The organism is Roseiterribacter gracilis, from assembly GCA_018332375.1.
Taxonomy (GTDB): domain Bacteria; phylum Pseudomonadota; class Alphaproteobacteria; order BOG-932; family Roseiterribacteraceae; genus Roseiterribacter; species Roseiterribacter gracilis.
Window position 1 is genome coordinate 931,555 of sequence record BOPV01000001.1, and the last position, 16,581, is coordinate 948,135.

The window sequence follows — 16,581 nt, forward strand, 5'->3', positions numbered from 1 at the left end:
TCTTGCAAGGGGGGACTTGATCGTTCTGGCGGTCCCCAAAGGCCGCATTCTGGACGAGCTGCGTCCGTTGCTGCGCGCAGTCGGGATCGAACCCGAAGCTGCGTTCGACGACGATGAATCGCGCCAACTGCGCTTCAAGACCAACCTGCCGTCGCTGGAAATCATCCGCGTGCGTTCGTTCGACGTCGCGACCTTCGTTGCCTTTGGCGCGGCGCAGCTGGGCGTTGCCGGAAACGATGTGCTGATGGAATTCGACTACGGCGATCTCTACGCGCCGCTCGATCTCGGCATCGGCGCTTGCCGCTTGTCGGTGGCGGAGCCAAGCGACCTGTCGCAGTCCGACGATCCGTCGCGTTGGAGCCATGTCCGCGTCGCGACCAAATATCCGAACATCACGCGCAAACATTTCGCCGCGCGCGGCGTCACCGCCGAATGCGTCAAGCTGAACGGCGCGATCGAACTCGCCCCGTCGCTGGGCCTGTGCCAGCGCATCGTCGATCTCGTCTCCAGCGGACGCACGCTGAAAGACAACAACATGGTCGAAGTCGAGCGGATCGCCGACGTGACCTCGCGCCTGATCGTCAACCGCACCGCGCTCAAGACGCGGCCCGAAGAAATCGGCGGCTGGGTCGAACGGTTCCGGGAAGCGACTGCGCGCAATGCGTAAGCTGAACGCCGGCGACGCAGGTTTCGACGCTGCCTTCCGCGCGGCGCTGGACGACAAGCGCGAGACCTCGGCCGACGTCGACGCGGTGGTGGCGCAGATCATCGCCGACGTGCGCGCACGTGGCGACGCAGCCTTGGTCGACGCAACCAACAAATTCGATCGTGTGACGCTCACCGCCGCCGATCTGCGCGTCAGCAGCGACGAGATCGACGACGCGGTCAAACAAGTGCCGGTGGCGCAGCGCGACGCGCTTGCCTTCGCCGCTGACCGTATTCGCGCCTTCCACGAAAAACAGCGCCCGTCCGACATCGATGACGTCGATGCGGCCGGCGTGCGGCTAGGCCAACGTTGGACCGCCGTCGCTGCAGCCGGCCTCTACGTGCCAGGCGGCACCGCTGCCTATCCGTCGTCAGTGCTGATGAATGCGCTGCCGGCCAAGGTCGCGCGCGTGCCGCGTCTGGTGATGGTCGTGCCGATGCCCGACGGCGTCGCTAATTCTCTGGTCCTTGCCGCTGCGCGGCTCGCAGGTGTCGATGAGATCTATCGCGTCGGCGGCGCGCAGGCAGTTGCAGCCCTGGCCTATGGCACAGCAACGATTGCACCGGTCGACAAAATCGTCGGTCCCGGCAACGCCTATGTCGCCGCCGCCAAGCGCCGCGTCTTCGGCCAGGTCGGAATCGATTCCATCGCCGGCCCGTCGGAAATTCTGGTCGTCGCCGATCGCGACAACGATCCCGCCTGGATCGCCGCCGATCTGTTGAGTCAGGCCGAACATGATGAAGCGGCGCAGGCGATCCTGATCACCGACGACGCAGCCTTCGCCACCGCGGTCGAGCGTGAAGTCGAAGCGCAGCTGGCCGCCTTGCCGCGCCGCGCCACCGCCGAAGCGAGCTGGCGCGCGCACGGCTTGGTAATCCTGGTCGCTGACGTGCGCGACTCCATTGCGTTGATCGACGCAATCGCGCCCGAACATCTCGAGCTTGCAGTGGCCGACCCCGACGCGCTGGCCGCCCGCGTGCGCAACGCCGGAGCGATCTTTCTCGGCCGCTACGCGCCCGAAGCGGTCGGTGATTACGTCGCCGGCCCCAACCATGTTCTGCCGACGGCGCGCACGGCGCGCTTTTCGTCGGGGCTGGGCGTGCTCGACTTTCTCAAGCGCACGACGTTCGTCGGTTGTGACGACGCAGCGCTGCGCGCGATCGGCCCAGCCGCCATCACGCTGGCCGAGGCCGAGGGTTTGCAGGCGCACGCTCGCTCTATCGCGATCCGGCTCGCCAAATGAGCGAACATCGCATCGCGCGCATCGTCTTCGACGAAGTCACGCTCGAAAAACGGTCGGCCGAAATCGAGCATGAGCGCGCGGTCGCGATCTACGATCTGCAAGCGCAGAACGACTTTCGGCCAGCCGGTCACGCGAACGGCCCGTACGCGCTGCATCTCGGCATGCGCGAGAACCGGCTGGTACTCGATATCCGCACCGAAAGCGACGACCCGATCACCATCATCGCGCTGTCGCTAACGCCGTTCCGCCGCGTCGTGCGCGACTATCAGATCGTGTGCGAAAGCTATTACACCGCGATCCAACAAAATCTGGCGCAGGTCGAAGCGCTCGATATGGGCCGTCGCTCGCTGCACAACGAAGGCGCCGATCTGCTGCGCGCGCGGCTGGAAGGCAAGGTCGAGTGCGATCTCGATACGGCGCGCCGCTTGTTCACGCTGATCTACGTCTTGATCCAAGGCTCCAGCGCATGATGCGCGTTCTGTTCGTCTGCAGCCGCAATTCCGTGCGCTCGCCGATGGCGGAGCAATTGCTGCGCGCGACCGGTGTTGCTGATGTTGCTTCGGCGGGCGTCGTCGGCGACGAGCTGGATGCGTTCGTGCTTGCCGCCTTGTCCGAGATCGGCCTGTCGGGTCCGCCGCATCCGCCGCAAGCGCTCGAAGATCTTCACCTCGGTGAGTTCGACACAGTCGTGGCGCTCAGCGATGACGCCGAAGCAGCCGCACGCGCGCTGTATGGCGACAAGATCGAACGTTGGAACGTTCCGGATCCAACCGAGACCGGCGGCAATCGCGAACAAAGGCTGGATGCGTATCGCGCGGTGCGCGATCTGCTCGCCGGGCGCATTCGCGAACGGTTTGGCACCGCTTGACCAAGGCGCCGCTCATACTTGCATCGGCAAGCCCGCGACGGTTGGAGCTGTTGCGGCAGATCGGCATCGAACCCGCCGCAGTTGATCCAGCCGAGATCGACGAAACGCCGCTGAAAAACGAATTACCGACCGTCTATGCGCAGCGTGTCGCCGGCGCCAAAGCCGCCGCAGTCCATGCGCGCCGCGGTGACGCCTTCGTGCTTGCTGCCGATACGGTTGTCGCGGTTGGGCGCCGGCTTTTGCCCAAGGCCGAAGACGTCGACACCGCACGCACCTGTCTCGAACTTTTGTCGGGGCGACGCCATCGCGTCGTCGGTGGCATCGTCCTCGCAGCGCCGGACGGCCGCCGCGCCACCCGCGTCGTCGTGACCTCGGTTGCGTTCAAACGCCTCTCGCCCCGCGAACTCGACGCCTATCTCGCCAGCGGCGAATGGAACGGCAAAGCCGGCGGCTACGCGATTCAGGGAATTGCTGCCGCCTTCGTATCGTTTCTTAGCGGCAGCTACTCGAATGTGGTCGGGCTTTCGCTGTACGACGTGCGGCAGATGCTGACCGGTGTGGGGTTCGAACCGTGACGCGCGAATTGCTCGTCGATGTGACCGGGGGGCGCCGGCGCGCCGCGCTGGTTGAAGACGGGCGCCTGTGCGCCATCGAAATCGATCGTCTCGACCGGCCTAGCGCGGTCGGTTCGGTGCATCGCGCTTTGCCCGACCATCATCGCCCTGGACTTGGTCAATTTCTCAAACTCGCCGACGGCTCGCGCGTGTTGCTCAGCGCACGCGCAGTTGGCAATCGCGCGGGCGGCGTGCCGGAACCGGTGCCGAACGGTCCCGTGACCGTGCAGATCAAAAACGACGCGGTCGGCGACAAGGCGGCGCAAGTCTCCACCGACGTGTCTTTGCCCGGCCGGTTCGTGATTGCGCTGCCCAGCAGCGACGGCGTGCGCTTCTCGCGCCGCTTTCCCGAAGCAGGACGCAGTGGTCTGGCGCGACTGTTGTTGGAATTGCCCGGCGGCTGGATCGTGCGCACCGCGGCGGCAAGCGCCGACCCGGCGCTGGTCGTGCACGAAGCGCGCGCGCTACTCGAAAGCTGGTCGTCGTTGGTGCAAGGCGACGAAGCGTCGTTGCTGTTGCCGGCGCCAAGCGCGCCGCAACGTTTGCTGACTGAAACGCCCGATCCGATCGACCGAATTGAACTTGAAGATGGCGCGCCTGCCCTGCTCGCCTGGGTCAAAACCAACGCGCCGGATCTCGTCGATCGCATTCACCCCTACCGCGATACGACGCCGCTCTTTGCGTTGCGCGATCTCGACGGCGCGATCGACAGCTTGACCGAGCCGGTCGTGACCTTGCCGGGCGGCGGGCGCCTGACCATCGAAACGGTGACGGCGCTGACCGCGATCGACGTTGACGGGTCGACGCGCAATGCGCTCGACGCAAATCTCGCGGCTTCCGATGAAATCGCGCGGCAATTGCGGCTGCGCCATATCGGCGGGTTGATCGTGGTGGATTTCATTTCGATGCGCAGCCCGCGCGATCGCGCCCTGGTCGAACGCGCCTTGCAGACGGCCCTGGCCCGCGACCCGGTCGAGACCCAGATGTTGCCCATGTCGAAATTCGGTCTGGTCGAGCTTGCGCGCGAACGTCGCGGGCGCCCCATCGCGGAGCTGCTGGCATGAGCAAATGCCCGGTCTGCGGCAAAGAATCAGCGGGCGGAAAACTCCGCGCTTTCTGCTCAAAACGCTGCGCCGATGTTGATCTCGGCCGCTGGCTCGGCGAGCGCTATGTCGTGCAGAAAGACGACCCTGACGCGGATCCTGTGGATTTGACCGGGGATTCAGATGGGACCCCGCTGGACAGCCCGGATTCACCCGGTTATACGCCTCGCTCCCGCGAAGACGGGTAAGCCCGGGTAGCTCAGTTGGTAGAGCAGGCGACTGAAAATCGCCGTGTCGGTGGTTCAAATCCGCCCCCGGGCACCACCCTTCGCTCGCCGAAGGCGAGCTTCGGGTGGCAGGCCATTTCCAGCTCAAGAAAATCCATGTCGCCCGAAGCGCGAAGCGCGCAGGGAGATACCTTTTCTTCATGCTCGCTGTAGGATCCTGGTCACCATGATCCGCGCCACGCTCGCCATCGTTTTGCTCACCTCCGCGCTGGCTGGCTGTGGCGTCTCGCCCGGTCCTGCGGCGGAAACCGAATTTGCCTGCAACGCGCAGCAGCGCTGGCAGAACACGGGCGTCTACGTCGCCCAGGGCGAGAAATTCCGCATTACATGGGTGAACGGGCTTTGGACGCCGAATGTCGGCCAGGGCATCGTGACCCCGGCAGGCCTGGTCGAACGCGCCCGCCCGGGCAGCCCGCTCCCCAGCGCACCGGCCGGCTCGCTGATTGGCCGGATCGGCACCGATACGTTCCTGATCGGCGAAGACGTCGAAACCATCGCCACCCAGAACGGCTTCCTGCAATGCTCGATGAACGACACGCTGACCGACACGTACGGTCAGAAGCTGTTGGACAATTACGGCCGCGTGACGATGCGAATCACCAAGGCAACCTGGCGCGACCGCGCCGACTGCCCATTCGCAGCTGGCTGTGACTCGCTGTGGCCGGGCCGCTGGATCGACAGCGCCCGTGATAAGCCGCTGAATTGACGGCCTAAGCCCTCATCCCAGCGCAGGCAGAGATCCAATCCGCAGCAACGCAGGGCTGGTTCGCCAAGCCCTTCCTTGACTTCTCGTACCCAAACCCGCATCTCCACGCCGCGTCTTACGCCTCGCGACGCGCTGGGCAGTTCACCAGTCCTGACTTGAAGTCCGGGTAGAACCGCCGCCGCGAGAACCAATTTCCCCCGATCACCGGCAGCGCGCCGTCGTTCGACAAAACGCCGCTCGGACTCCGTGCGAGGCGGTCGGCGAGAAAGACTCTTGTGACTAGTTTCAATGACCTCGGCCTTGCCGAACCGCTTTTGCGCGCGCTCAGCACCGAGGGCTACACCACGCCGACGCCGATTCAGGCCAAGGCAATTCCGCCGGTTCTCGCAGGCCGCGATCTGATCGGCATCGCCCAGACCGGCACCGGCAAAACCGCCGCCTTCTCGCTTCCGCTGCTGCAGCGTCTTGCCGCCAGCGACAAACGCGCGGCGCCGAAATCGATGCGCGCGCTGATCCTGACGCCGACGCGCGAACTTGCGCTGCAGATCGCAGACAGCCTCGCCACCTATGGTCGTCACCTGCAATTCCGCCACACCGTCATTTTCGGCGGCGTTGGTCAGGAACCGCAGGTTCGTTCGGTCGCGCGCGGCATCGACATCGTCGTCGCAACGCCGGGCCGTTTGATCGACTTGATGGGCCAAGGCCACATCAATGTCGGCTCGGTCGAAACCTTCATCCTCGATGAAGCCGACCGTATGCTCGACATGGGCTTCATTCACGACGTCAAACGCGTCGTCGCCAAGCTGCCGAAAGAACGCCACACCCTGTTCTTCTCGGCCACGATGGCGGGCGATGTCGGCAAGCTCGCCGAAGGTCTGCTGAAAGATCCGGTGCGCGTCGAAGTCACGCCACAAGCGACGACGGCCGAGAAAGTCGAACAGTCGGTGATCTTCGCCGAAAAAGACGAGAAGCGTCGTTTGCTGCTCAAGCTGTTCGAAGATCCCAAGCTGGAACGCGCGATCATTTTCACGCGCATGAAGCACGGCGCCAACCGCGTGTCTGAATTGCTCGACAAAGCCGGCGTCCCGGCGGCGGCAATTCATGGCAACAAGTCGCAATCGGCCCGCGTTCGCGCGCTGGAAGATTTCCGCGCCGGCCGCATTCGTGCGCTGGTCGCCACCGACATCGCCGCGCGCGGCATCGACGTCGACGGCATCACGCACGTGATCAATTTCGAATTGCCGAACGTTGCTGAGCAATATGTCCATCGCATCGGCCGCACCGCGCGTGCTGGCGCGACCGGCATCGCGATCGCGTTCTGCGACCGTGAAGAGCGCTCCTATCTGCGCGACATCGAAAAGCTCATCCGCATGAAGCTGACGCCGAATGCGATGGAGATCCCCGGCCCCAGCGCCGCTGAACTCGCAGCACCGCGCGAATCGCGTCCGCCGCAGCACCACCGTCAGGGGCAGCAGCAGCGTCAGGGCCAACAGCCCCGTCGTGAAGACGGCAATCGCCCCGGCAACGGCCAGAATCGTCCGCGTCGTCGTCGTGGCGGCGGTGGCGGCTTGAACAGCGGCGGTGCGCCGGCTAATGCGTCCCGGTCTTCAAACGGAGCCCGTCCCAACTAATGATCCCGCGCTACAGCCGGCCTGAAATGGTGAAGATCTGGGAGCCGGAAAACCGGTTCCGGATCTGGTTCGAAATCGAAGCCCATGCCTGCGACGCGCAGGCAGCGTTGGGTGTGATTCCGAAAGAAGCCGCCAAGGCAGTCTGGGAGCGCGGCAAGTGGGACATCGCGCGCATCGATGAAATCGAGCGCGAGACCAAGCACGACGTCATCGCCTTCCTGACCAACCTTGCCGAGCATGTTGGTCCGGAAGCGCGGTTCGTCCACCAGGGCATGACGTCGAGCGACGTGCTCGACACATGCCTGTCGGTGCAACTAACGCAAGCCGCCGATCTCCTGCTGGCCGATCTCGATTTGCTGCTTGCAGCTCTCGAACGTCGCGCGCGCGAACACAAACGCACGCCGACGATCGGGCGCAGCCACGGCATTCACGCCGAACCGACGTCGTTCGGTCTCAAACTGGCGACGCACTACGCGGCGTTCAAACGCAACCGCGATCGCCTGGCTGCAGCGCGCGCCGACGTCGCGACCTGCGCCATTTCCGGCGCTGTCGGCACGTTTGCGACGATCGACCCCGCGGTCGAAGAACATGTCGCGAAGAAAATGGGGCTGACGCCCGAAACAATTTCGACCCAGGTCATTCCGCGCGACCGTCACGCTGCGTTCTTTGCAGCAATGGCGATCACCGCCTCGTCGATCGAGAATCTTGCGATCGAGATCCGCCATCTCCAGCGCAGCGAAGTGCGCGAAGCGGAAGAGTATTTCTCGCCCGGCCAGAAAGGCTCGTCGGCGATGCCGCACAAGCGCAACCCGGTCCTGACCGAGAACGTCACCGGCATCGCGCGCGTGGTGCGCGCTGCTGTGATTCCGGCGTTGGAAAACGTCGCGCTGTGGCACGAGCGCGATATCTCGCATTCGTCGGTCGAGCGCTTGAACGGCCCCGACGCGACCGTCGCCTTGGACTTCGCGCTGGCGCGCATGACCAGCGTCATCGACAAGCTGGTCGTCTATCCCGAAAACATGCGCCGCAATCTCGACGCGCTGGGCGGGCTGCATTATTCGCAGCGCGTGATGCTGGCACTGACGCAGGCTGGTCTCAGCCGCGAAGACAGCTACAAAGCCGTCCAACGCAATGCGATGGCGGCCTGGGAAAATCGCCGCGACTTCCGCGCCGAACTGGAGAAGGACGAAGAACTCGCCAAGCTGTTGCCCAAAGCACAGCTCGATGGGTTGTTCGACCCCGACTTCTATTTGCGCAATGTCGATGTGGTTTTCGCCCGAGTCTTCGGCAAGGCGTAACAGCGGAACAGTCGTCTTGCCCGTCGGTTCGACCCGTAGAACCACGACGGAGACGATCGATGAAGGCAATCAAACGGGCCGCGCTGCCCATTCTTGCCGTGCTGGCGCTTGCTGCCTGCGGCAGCAGCGACAAAACCGTCAGTTATACCAAGACCACCACGACCGAAGTCGAACGCGGCGCGGGTAATCCGTAACCTGCCTCCGGCGCGGACTCAGCTACCGCCGAGTCCGCCGCCGAGCAGCATCTGTTGCATGCTCGCGCGGCCGACCGGCATCGAATAGTGATAGCCCTGCCCGTATTGCAGCCCCATCTCGCGCAGCATGTCGGCGGTGCTTTCTTCTTCGATCCCTTCGGCGATCACTTTTAACGACATCGACTGGCCGAGACCGACGATGGTGCGCACGATGGCGCGGCTGCGATCGCTGGATGCCAACGCGTTGACGAAGGTACGATCGATTTTAAGACTGTCGATCGGAAACCGGTGCAGATAGCTCAAGCTGGAATAGCCGGTGCCGAAATCGTCGAGCGCGATCGAGACGCCCAGCGAACGTAATTCGGTCAGTACGCGATAGGCGATCTCGGGACTGTTGATCAGTCCGCTTTCGGTGATTTCCAATTTCAGCAGCGACGGATCGAATCCGGCCGTGCCGAGCAGCTTGCGCACATTCGCAACCAGCTGCATGTCGACGAAATTCTCGGCCGCGATGTTGATCGACAAGAAGAGCGGCTTGGTGCTGCGCCCCTTCTTACCGGCAACCGCTTCCTGCGCCGACGCCAGGCTTTTCCAGGCGCTGGCCAGCACGACCGCGTCAATTTCGCGGATGAGGCCGGTCTGCTCGGCAACGCCGATGAACTCGATCGGCGGGATCAGACCGCGATCCGGCTTGCGCCAGCGCGCCAATGCTTCAAAGCCGGCGATCTCGCCCGTGTCGAGATCGACGATTGGCTGGAAGAACGGTTCGAACTCGTCGTTGTCGAGCCCTTGGCGCAATTCGCCTTCGATCGTCAGGGTGCGCACCACATCGTCGCGCATGGCGCCTGCAACCGGCGGCGATGCGCGGCGATCGTGTACCGCCTGCAGCCGCATCAGCAGCGAGGTCACCAGCGAATAGATGTCGGGTTGGCTTGCGCGCAGCGACTCGCCGATGGCGTCGCGCGGAACGACCAGCACATCGAGCTCAGTTCGCGCCGTTGCCGTGGCCGGGCGCAAATCGTCGTCGATCAAAGCTGCTTCGCCAAAAATCTCGCCGGGCCCAAGCGCGGCAAGCACGACCAATCGTCCATCGCGCTCAATCGCGATTTCGACCGATCCACGTTCGATGATGTAGGCGCAATCGGCGGGTGCACCTTCCCCGAAGACGACGATGCCAGGCGCAATCGACTTTCGGTACACGCGGTCAATGCCTCACTACGCAGCGACAGCGCGTCGCCGGCACAAATCACCGTGGTCATGCGTTGTTGGCGCAGCAATACCTATCTGTCTAGCCCTTAATATGACGTTCGCATCGACGGACACGATTGAACCCGCACCCACCATGCCGTCGCCGCCGGTCGCGGCGCGGCAGGCAGGGCTGCGCTATGTCAGCGATGAAAGTCCTGGAATCACGCGACGCAAAGCGCGTGGCGGCTTCACCTATTTGGCTGCCGACGGAACGCAAATTCGCGACGACAAGTCGTTGCGCCGCATTCGCGCGCTCGCAATTCCGCCTGCCTACACAGATGTTTGGATCTGTCCGTTGCCGAACGGCCACATCCAAGCGACCGGCCGCGACGCACGTGGGCGCAAGCAATATCGCTATCACGCCAAATGGCGCGAAGTGCGCGACGAGGCCAAGTACGAACGCACCCTCGCCTTCGCCGAAGCCCTGCCCGCGATTCGCGCGCGGGTCGATGCCGACTTACGGCGCACTGGGCTGCCGCGCGAAAAGCTTCTTGCGACCGTGGTGCGGCTGTTGGAGTCGACCTTGATTCGCGTCGGCAACGAAGAATACGCACGCGACAATGGCAGCTATGGGCTGACGACGATGCGCGACAAGCACGTCGAAACCGAAGGCGCCAAGATCCGGTTTGAGTTCAAAGGCAAAAGCGGCAAGAAACACGCGGTCGAGATTCGCGACCGCCGCCTCGCCAAGATTGTCGCTGCCTGTCAGGCGCTGCCGGGCCAGGAGCTGTTCCAGTATCTCGACGAGAATGACGAACGGCGCAGCATCAGCTCGGACGACGTCAACGCCTATCTGCGCGAGATCACCGGCCAGGATTTTACCGCCAAGGATTTCCGCACCTGGGCCGGCACCGTGCTGGCAGCTTTGGCGCTGCAGGCGTTCGAAAGCTTCGACAGCCAGGCCGCCGCCAAACGCCAAGTGACCGAAGCGATCGAGAAAGTCGCTGCCCGGCTCGGCAACACCAAGGCGGTGTGCCGTAAATGCTACATCCACCCCGAGATCTTCGCCGCCCATCTCGACGGCAGCTTGGCCGAGCGGCTCAAGGTCGAAACCGAGATCGAACTCGTGCAAGGTCTGACCTCGATGAGCAGCGAGGAGACCGCGGTTTTGGCTTTTCTGCAGCAGCGGCTGGCGAAAGCCGTCAGCAAGACGAAGAAGAAACGCGCGGCGAAAAAGACCGGCGCAAAACGCATGCGGACCCACTGACATGATCCGCAACGTCTTGGGCCTGGCCTGGGACGCGGGCGAACGGTTGGTCGATGATGACGGGCTCGAAATGTCGGGCCATGTCGCCTTTACCGCGATGCTCGCGCTGTTTCCGTTTCTTGTGTTCCTGGCTGCACTGGCTGGCCTGGTCGGCGACGTGCACGGCGCCGAGACCTTCGTCGAATATCTGTTTCTGTTCGTGCCGCAAGAGATCGTCAAAACGCTGGTGCCGATCATCAACCAGGTTCTGTCGACGCCACGCACCGATCTCGCCGCAATTGGTCTGGTCGCAGCTTTGTGGTCCGCCATGTCGGGCGTCGATGCGCTGCGCGTTTCACTGAACCGTGCCTACGGCGCTTCCGAGGAACGCCCCTATTGGCGCCGCAAGCTGATGGATCTCGCCTTCGTGCTGCTGGGTTCGTTGATGATCGTGCTGCTCACGATCGGCATCGTGCTCGGCCCGCTGGTGGCGCAGATCCTGACGCGCATCCTCGGCATGTTCGCGCCCGAGCTCGATCTCTGGGCGCGCGGACGCTACGTCGTCACCTTGGTGGTGATGCTCGTCGGGCTGGTCGTGGTGCATCGCTGGCTGCCGAACTTGAAACACCGCGCGCGTGACGTGTTGCCGGGCGCAATTGCAACGACGGTGCTGTGGGTGCTGGCGGCGATGCTGTTCAGCGAATATCTGGGCCGCTTTGCCAATTACGGTGCGACCTATGGCAGTCTGGCCGGCGTCATCGCCGCCCTGCTCTTCTTTTATGTCAGCGCTATTTTGTTCGTGTATGGCGGGCATCTGAATGCCGCGCTGTATCGACGGAGGAAACAACCGTGAAATACGCACTCGCGCTTTTGGCTCTCGCTCTGCCTTCGATGTCCGCAGCGGAAGAGATCGGCAGCGTCGACACCGCGTTCAAGCTGATCGGCCCCAACCACAAGATCGTGGTCGAGGCGTTCGACGATCCCAAGGTGCAGAACGTCGCGTGTCACGTCTCAAGTGCCAAGAAAGGCGGCCTGAAAGGCGCGGTCGGTCTCGCCGAAGACACGTCCGACGCGTCGATCGCCTGCCGGCAGATCGGTCCGATCACGATCAAAGAGGAACTGAAAGACGGCGAAGAAGTCTTCAACGAGCGCCGCTCGATTCTGTTCAAGCGGCTGCGCGTCGTGCGCTTTCTCGACAAGACTCGCAACACGCTCGTCTACGTCGTGTACAGCGACAAGCTGATCGACGGATCCCCGAAGAACAGCCTGTCGACCGTACCGATTATGCCGTGGGGCAAGTGACGTGTGTTAGCACGTCATCCCTGCGTAGGCAGCGATCCATCGCGACGCCGCCGCGATCCTGGCGACGTCGCGAACATGGATGAATGGATCCCCGCTTTCGCGGGGATGACGCGTTCGCGTCAGATCCGACCCAGCAACAGCAGGATCAGCAGCACGACCAGAACCGTGCCAAGCACGCCGCTCGGGTAATAGCCCCAACCGCGGCTATACGGCCAAGCGGGCACGGCACCGACCAACAGCAGGATCAGCACCACAAGAAGAATCGTCGACAAGGCCATTTGGGCACCTCTGATCAAACACTGCCCGAACAACACACCTCGATCGTATTATGTTCCGGAACGCTGGCCGCTCGTGCGCCGTTGCTGCGACATGCCCCGCTCGCTTCGTATCAGCCTGTATGTCCTCGCCTCGCTCGCCGGCCTCATTGTGCTGGTCGCGCTGTTGTTTCAATGGAACTGGCTGAAAGCCCCGATTGAGGCGCGGCTTGGCCGGGCTACGGGCAAACAGGTCAAAATCGTCGGTGACGTGCATGGCGAATGGCACTGGCATCCGCGCATCGTGTTCGACGACGTCCAGATCAGCGAGCCCGACTGGCAAGGCAACGGCACCAAGGTTGGGCAGATCGAGCATACCGAAATCGTCGTCAGCGTCCCGGCCCTGTTCCGCGGCGCGCTGGAACTGCCCGAAATCAAACTGATCAAACCAGAACTTGCGCTGGTGCGGCATGCCGACGGCAGCGCCAACTGGACGCTCGACCTGCCCGACGACAACAGCGGCAGCGGTCCCAAGATCGGCAATTTGCAGATCGAACACGGCAAGCTGGCACTGCAGGACGCACTGAAAAAAATCGGCATCGAAAGCCAAGTCCAGACGGTCAACGACAAGGACGGCAACGGTCGCATCCGCATCACCGGGCACGGCACTTACAAGGACGCCAAGTTCGAGCTGAAATTCGAAGGCGGCTCGGTGTTGAATCTGCGCGACACGACGCAGCCCTACAAAGTGAATGTCGACGCCGTCGCCGGGCGCACGCATCTGACTGCGGTCGGTACCGTGATCGATCCGGTCCAGATGGCCGGGCTGAATCTGCTGACGACGCTCGAAGGCGAAAACGCCGCCGACCTGTTTCCGATCGCGGGCATCGCCGCGCCGGATACGCCGCCCTACAAGCTGACCGGAACGTTGCTGCGCAAAGGCAAGATTTTCACCTTCCAAAAGTTCGACGGCACGGTGGGCGACAGCGATCTGCAGGGCACGCTGCAATTCGACGCCGGCCGCGAACGCATGCTGATCAGCGGCAACCTCCATTCGAAACAGCTCAAACTGAAAGATCTCGGTCTCGTCGTCGGTGCGCCAGCCGGCACGACCAGCCGCCGCGGCACCAACACCGAGCAGCGCGTCGTCGCCGAACGATTTCGCAACAGCGATCGGGTTCTGCCCGATGCGCCGCTCGACTTTGCCCGTATCCGCAGCGTCGACGCCGACGTGACGTTGAAGGCGCAGACTTTAGAAGCGCCGGGCCTGCCGCTCGAAGATCTCGATCTCGGCATCAAGCTCGACAATTCGCTGCTGGGCTTGAAGCCGTTGAAAGTCGGCGTTGCGGGCGGCCGCGCCGAAGGCGGCATCGTGATCGATGCGCGCCAGGACCGGGTCAAAACCGAATACGATCTGCGTTTGCGCGGATTCAAGTTCGAAGAAATTCTGCGACGCGCCGGCGTGCCCGGCCATGGCGACGGAACCATCAACGGTCGCATCCAGCTGGTCGGCACCGGCAATTCAATCCGCCGCTCGCTCGGCAATGCCGACGGACAAATCTCGGCGGTGATGGAAGGCGGTCGCCTGTCGAGCCTCGCGACCGAACTGGTCGGGTTGGATATCGCAGAAGCGATCGGCTTTGCGATCACCGGTGACAAGACCTACCCGATGCGTTGCGCCGTCGCCGACTTCAATGTGCGCGACGGGATCATGGATCCACGCGCGCTCGTGATCGACACGACCGATACGCTGATCGTCGGCCAGGGTGACATCTCGCTGCGGCGCGAGGCGCTGGACCTGCGGATCGAAGCCAATCCCAAAGACGTCTCGCCGCTGACGGTCCGCACGCCGATCACGATCGGCGGCACGTTCAAATATCCCGCCATCGGCGTCGATCCCAAGCCGCTGCTGATCAAAGGCGGCATCGCCGCCGTGCTCAGCGTCGTGCTGACGCCGGTGGGCGCGGCGCTCGCCTTCGTTGATCCCGGCGAAGGCGCCCAGGACAGCGACTGCCGCGGCATGATCAACGAAGCCAACACGCGCATGACCCCGGCAGCCCAGGATGCGACCAAACAGGCGACTCCAAAGCCTCAAGGAAGCCCGCGAACCGGCACTGGCAGCTCGACGCCGGTCAAACCCGACAAACATTCACAGCCCCGTCACTAGCGCCCGCGTTTCGATATCAGCGCTCAATCGCACGATAAAATCGACACGACCTACAGCGCATACGCACCCCAGCTGCCGCAATCGGCGTGTGATTTACCTTTCAGCAAGTCGCGGATTCGATCGTCCCCGCATCATAAATGCGAGAGACGTCCACAATGGGTCGCTTCGAAAATCTACCGATCGGCCGCCGGGTCGGGTTCGGCTTTGCTGCCATCCTGCTGTTGCTGCTGGCTGTGGCGACCATCGGTTGGCGCGGCGTCGCCTCCATGGACACTGCGTTCGACGAATATCGGCGCGTTTCGTCCAACACGCTCAATCTTGCGATCGCGAGCCGCGAAGTCGTCGGCCTGCGGCGCAATACCTTGAGCTGGCGCCTGACGCGCGACGTCAAAGTCGTCGAACGTTTCGACACGCTGGTGAAGAATCTCGGCACCTCGCTGACCGAACTTGAGCGCGGCACGCACGCGGAGGACCGCAAGGCCCGCTATCGCAAGCTGCAAGAGCTGCTGACCGGCATCAATGGCGACTTTCGCACCATGATTGCCGGCAAAGACAACGCCGCGATCGAAACGGCCGCAGCGGCGATCGACGACAAGGCGCAAGCCATGACCAATCTCGCCGACGAAGCACGCGCCCTGGAGACGAAACGGACTGAAGCGCTGGGGACGGAAATCAACGAAACCGGCGCGCGCACCCAGCTTCTGTCGCTGATCATTGCAGCCGGCGCGCTGATTTCTGGCATTGCCGCCGCAGTTGTCGTCGCACGCAGCGTGGTGCGCCCAATCGGCGCTATTACCGGCACGATGAGTGAACTGTCGCAAGGCAAGCGCGACGTCGAGATTCCGGGCCGCACGCGCAAGGACGAAATTGGCACCATGGCCGCCGCGTTGGAAGTCTTCCGCGCCGGTCTGGTCGAGAACGAACGGATGGCTGCAGCACAACGCGAAGAAGAGCTGCTGAAACTGGAACGGCAGAAACGCATCGACGGGCTGGTTGCGAATTTTGAAAACAGCGCCACTGCGATCGTCGATGCGGTCAGCGGTGCATCGACCGAGCTGCAAAGCACCGCCGAAGCCATGGCGGCGATTGCTGAAGAAACCAACCGTCAGGCGCTGACGGTTTCATCGGCCAGCGAAGAAGCCTCGGTCAATGTCGGCACGGTTGCCGCAGCCGCCGAAGAATTGTCGAGCTCGATCTCGGAAATCGGCCGCCAAGTCACGCGCTCGGCCGAAGAAGCATCGGCTGCGGGCGAACGCGCGCAACGTACCGACGCAACCGTGCGGGCTTTGTCGGAAGCAACCGCCAAGATCGACGAAGTCGTGACCTTGATCGACAGCGTCGCGGGCCAAACCAACCTGCTGGCACTCAATGCGACGATCGAAGCAGCCCGCGCCGGCGAAGCAGGCAAAGGCTTTGCGGTTGTCGCCAGCGAGGTCAAATCGCTGGCGCAACAGACGTCGCGCGCGACCGAAACGATCCGCGGACAAATCCAGGCGGTGCAGACGACGTCGGGCGAAGCAGTGATGGCGGTCGGCGAGATCACGAAAGTGATCACGACGATTCAGGAAAGCAGCACGATCATCGCTAGCGCGGTCGAAGAACAGGTCGCCACCACCGGCGAGATCGCGCGCAATGTGCAGCAGGCAGCAGCCGGCACGAAAGAAGTCTCGTCGAACATCGCCGGCGTCAGCCAGGCAGCTGAATCGGCTGGTGCTGCGGCGAGCCAGGTGTTGGGTGCAGCCAGCGAGCTTGCGCGTCAGGCCGACACGTTGCGCGGCGAAGTGCGCCGCTTCCTCGACGGGGTGCGCGCTGCCTAGCTCAGTTTTCGCTTCAC

At 63.4% G+C, this 16,581-nt stretch carries 18 protein-coding genes and 1 tRNA gene; 17 read left to right on the top strand and 2 right to left on the bottom strand.

The window, feature by feature from the left end:
• The first annotated feature begins 16 nt into the window (after positions 1-16).
• The 12 genes from hisG to TMPK1_RS04685 all read left to right on the top strand — a co-directional run bounded on the left by hisG (position 17) and on the right by TMPK1_RS04685 (position 8,590).
• A complete protein-coding gene (hisG, locus tag TMPK1_RS04630; protein ID WP_420241725.1) occupies positions 17-667 on the top strand; it encodes an ATP phosphoribosyltransferase in 651 nt (216 codons plus the stop codon).
• Entirely contained in the window at positions 660-1,949 is a 1,290-nt protein-coding gene (hisD, locus tag TMPK1_RS04635; RefSeq protein WP_420241726.1) for a histidinol dehydrogenase, read from the top strand. Before hisG ends, hisD begins: the two co-directional genes overlap by 8 nt.
• A complete protein-coding gene (locus TMPK1_RS04640; RefSeq protein ID WP_420241727.1) occupies positions 1,946-2,419 on the top strand; it encodes a UPF0262 family protein in 474 nt (157 codons plus the stop codon). Before hisD ends, TMPK1_RS04640 begins: the two co-directional genes overlap by 4 nt.
• Positions 2,416-2,817 (top strand): arsenate-mycothiol transferase ArsC, encoded by a 402-nt coding sequence (locus tag TMPK1_RS04645; RefSeq protein WP_420241728.1) that lies wholly within the window; start codon positions 2,416-2,418, stop codon positions 2,815-2,817. The genes TMPK1_RS04640 and TMPK1_RS04645 overlap by 4 nt, the downstream gene beginning before the upstream one ends.
• The gene (locus tag TMPK1_RS04650; RefSeq protein WP_420241729.1) at positions 2,814-3,392 is read left to right on the top strand and encodes a Maf family protein; all 579 of its coding nucleotides are present in this window, start codon (positions 2,814-2,816) and stop codon (positions 3,390-3,392) included. Before TMPK1_RS04645 ends, TMPK1_RS04650 begins: the two co-directional genes overlap by 4 nt.
• Positions 3,389-4,495 carry a ribonuclease E/G gene (locus TMPK1_RS04655; RefSeq protein WP_420241730.1) on the top strand — a complete coding sequence of 369 codons (1,107 nt, stop codon included), beginning with the start codon at positions 3,389-3,391 and terminating at the stop codon, positions 4,493-4,495. Before TMPK1_RS04650 ends, TMPK1_RS04655 begins: the two co-directional genes overlap by 4 nt.
• On the top strand, positions 4,492-4,722 hold the full coding sequence (locus TMPK1_RS04660) for a DNA gyrase inhibitor YacG (protein ID WP_420241731.1): 231 nt from the start codon (positions 4,492-4,494) through the stop codon (positions 4,720-4,722). The genes TMPK1_RS04655 and TMPK1_RS04660 overlap by 4 nt, the downstream gene beginning before the upstream one ends.
• Positions 4,723-4,798, top strand: a tRNA-Phe gene (locus TMPK1_RS04665).
• A gap of 129 nt (positions 4,799-4,927) precedes the next feature.
• Complete coding sequence (locus TMPK1_RS04670) at positions 4,928-5,467, top strand: hypothetical protein (protein ID WP_420241732.1); 540 nt, start codon at positions 4,928-4,930, stop codon at positions 5,465-5,467.
• 275 nt (positions 5,468-5,742) lie between these two features.
• Positions 5,743-7,098, top strand: coding sequence for a DEAD/DEAH box helicase (locus tag TMPK1_RS04675; RefSeq protein WP_420241733.1), 1,356 nt, complete (start codon positions 5,743-5,745; stop codon positions 7,096-7,098).
• Positions 7,098-8,396 carry an adenylosuccinate lyase gene (gene purB / locus TMPK1_RS04680; RefSeq protein ID WP_420241734.1) on the top strand — a complete coding sequence of 433 codons (1,299 nt, stop codon included), beginning with the start codon at positions 7,098-7,100 and terminating at the stop codon, positions 8,394-8,396. The genes TMPK1_RS04675 and purB overlap by 1 nt, the downstream gene beginning before the upstream one ends.
• Positions 8,397-8,455: 59 nt before the next feature.
• Positions 8,456-8,590 carry a hypothetical protein gene (locus TMPK1_RS04685; RefSeq protein ID WP_420241735.1) on the top strand — a complete coding sequence of 45 codons (135 nt, stop codon included), beginning with the start codon at positions 8,456-8,458 and terminating at the stop codon, positions 8,588-8,590.
• 18 nt (positions 8,591-8,608) lie between these two features.
• Here the strand turns inward: TMPK1_RS04685 and TMPK1_RS04690 are convergent, their stop codons facing one another.
• On the bottom strand, positions 8,609-9,790 hold the full coding sequence (locus TMPK1_RS04690; RefSeq protein WP_420241736.1) for an EAL domain-containing protein: 1,182 nt from the start codon (positions 9,788-9,790) through the stop codon (positions 8,609-8,611).
• Between the two features lie 100 nt (positions 9,791-9,890).
• On the opposite strand from TMPK1_RS04690, the gene TMPK1_RS04695 reads away from it, so the two are divergent.
• The 3 genes from TMPK1_RS04695 to TMPK1_RS04705 are packed head-to-tail and all read left to right on the top strand — an operon-like array spanning position 9,891 to position 12,326.
• Positions 9,891-11,045, top strand: a complete 1,155-nt coding sequence (locus TMPK1_RS04695) for a DNA topoisomerase IB (RefSeq protein ID WP_420241737.1) — start codon at positions 9,891-9,893, stop codon at positions 11,043-11,045.
• Between the two features lies 1 nt (position 11,046).
• The gene (locus TMPK1_RS04700) at positions 11,047-11,877 is read left to right on the top strand and encodes a YihY/virulence factor BrkB family protein (RefSeq protein WP_420241738.1); all 831 of its coding nucleotides are present in this window, start codon (positions 11,047-11,049) and stop codon (positions 11,875-11,877) included.
• 38 nt (positions 11,878-11,915) lie between these two features.
• Entirely contained in the window at positions 11,916-12,326 is a 411-nt protein-coding gene (locus TMPK1_RS04705) for a CreA family protein (protein WP_478212881.1), read from the top strand.
• A 119-nt stretch (positions 12,327-12,445) separates the two neighbouring features.
• On the opposite strand, the gene TMPK1_RS04710 is transcribed toward TMPK1_RS04705, so the two are convergent.
• Positions 12,446-12,604, bottom strand: coding sequence for a DUF3309 family protein (locus TMPK1_RS04710; protein ID WP_478212882.1), 159 nt, complete (start codon positions 12,602-12,604; stop codon positions 12,446-12,448).
• A 91-nt stretch (positions 12,605-12,695) separates the two neighbouring features.
• Between TMPK1_RS04710 and TMPK1_RS04715 the strand changes: the two genes are divergently transcribed.
• Positions 12,696-14,747: an AsmA family protein gene (locus tag TMPK1_RS04715; protein WP_420241740.1), complete on the top strand. Its 2,052-nt coding sequence runs from the start codon at positions 12,696-12,698 to the stop codon at positions 14,745-14,747.
• A gap of 155 nt (positions 14,748-14,902) precedes the next feature.
• Positions 14,903-16,564 carry a methyl-accepting chemotaxis protein gene (locus TMPK1_RS04720; protein WP_420241741.1) on the top strand — a complete coding sequence of 554 codons (1,662 nt, stop codon included), beginning with the start codon at positions 14,903-14,905 and terminating at the stop codon, positions 16,562-16,564.
• Positions 16,565-16,581: the final 17 nt, after the last annotated feature.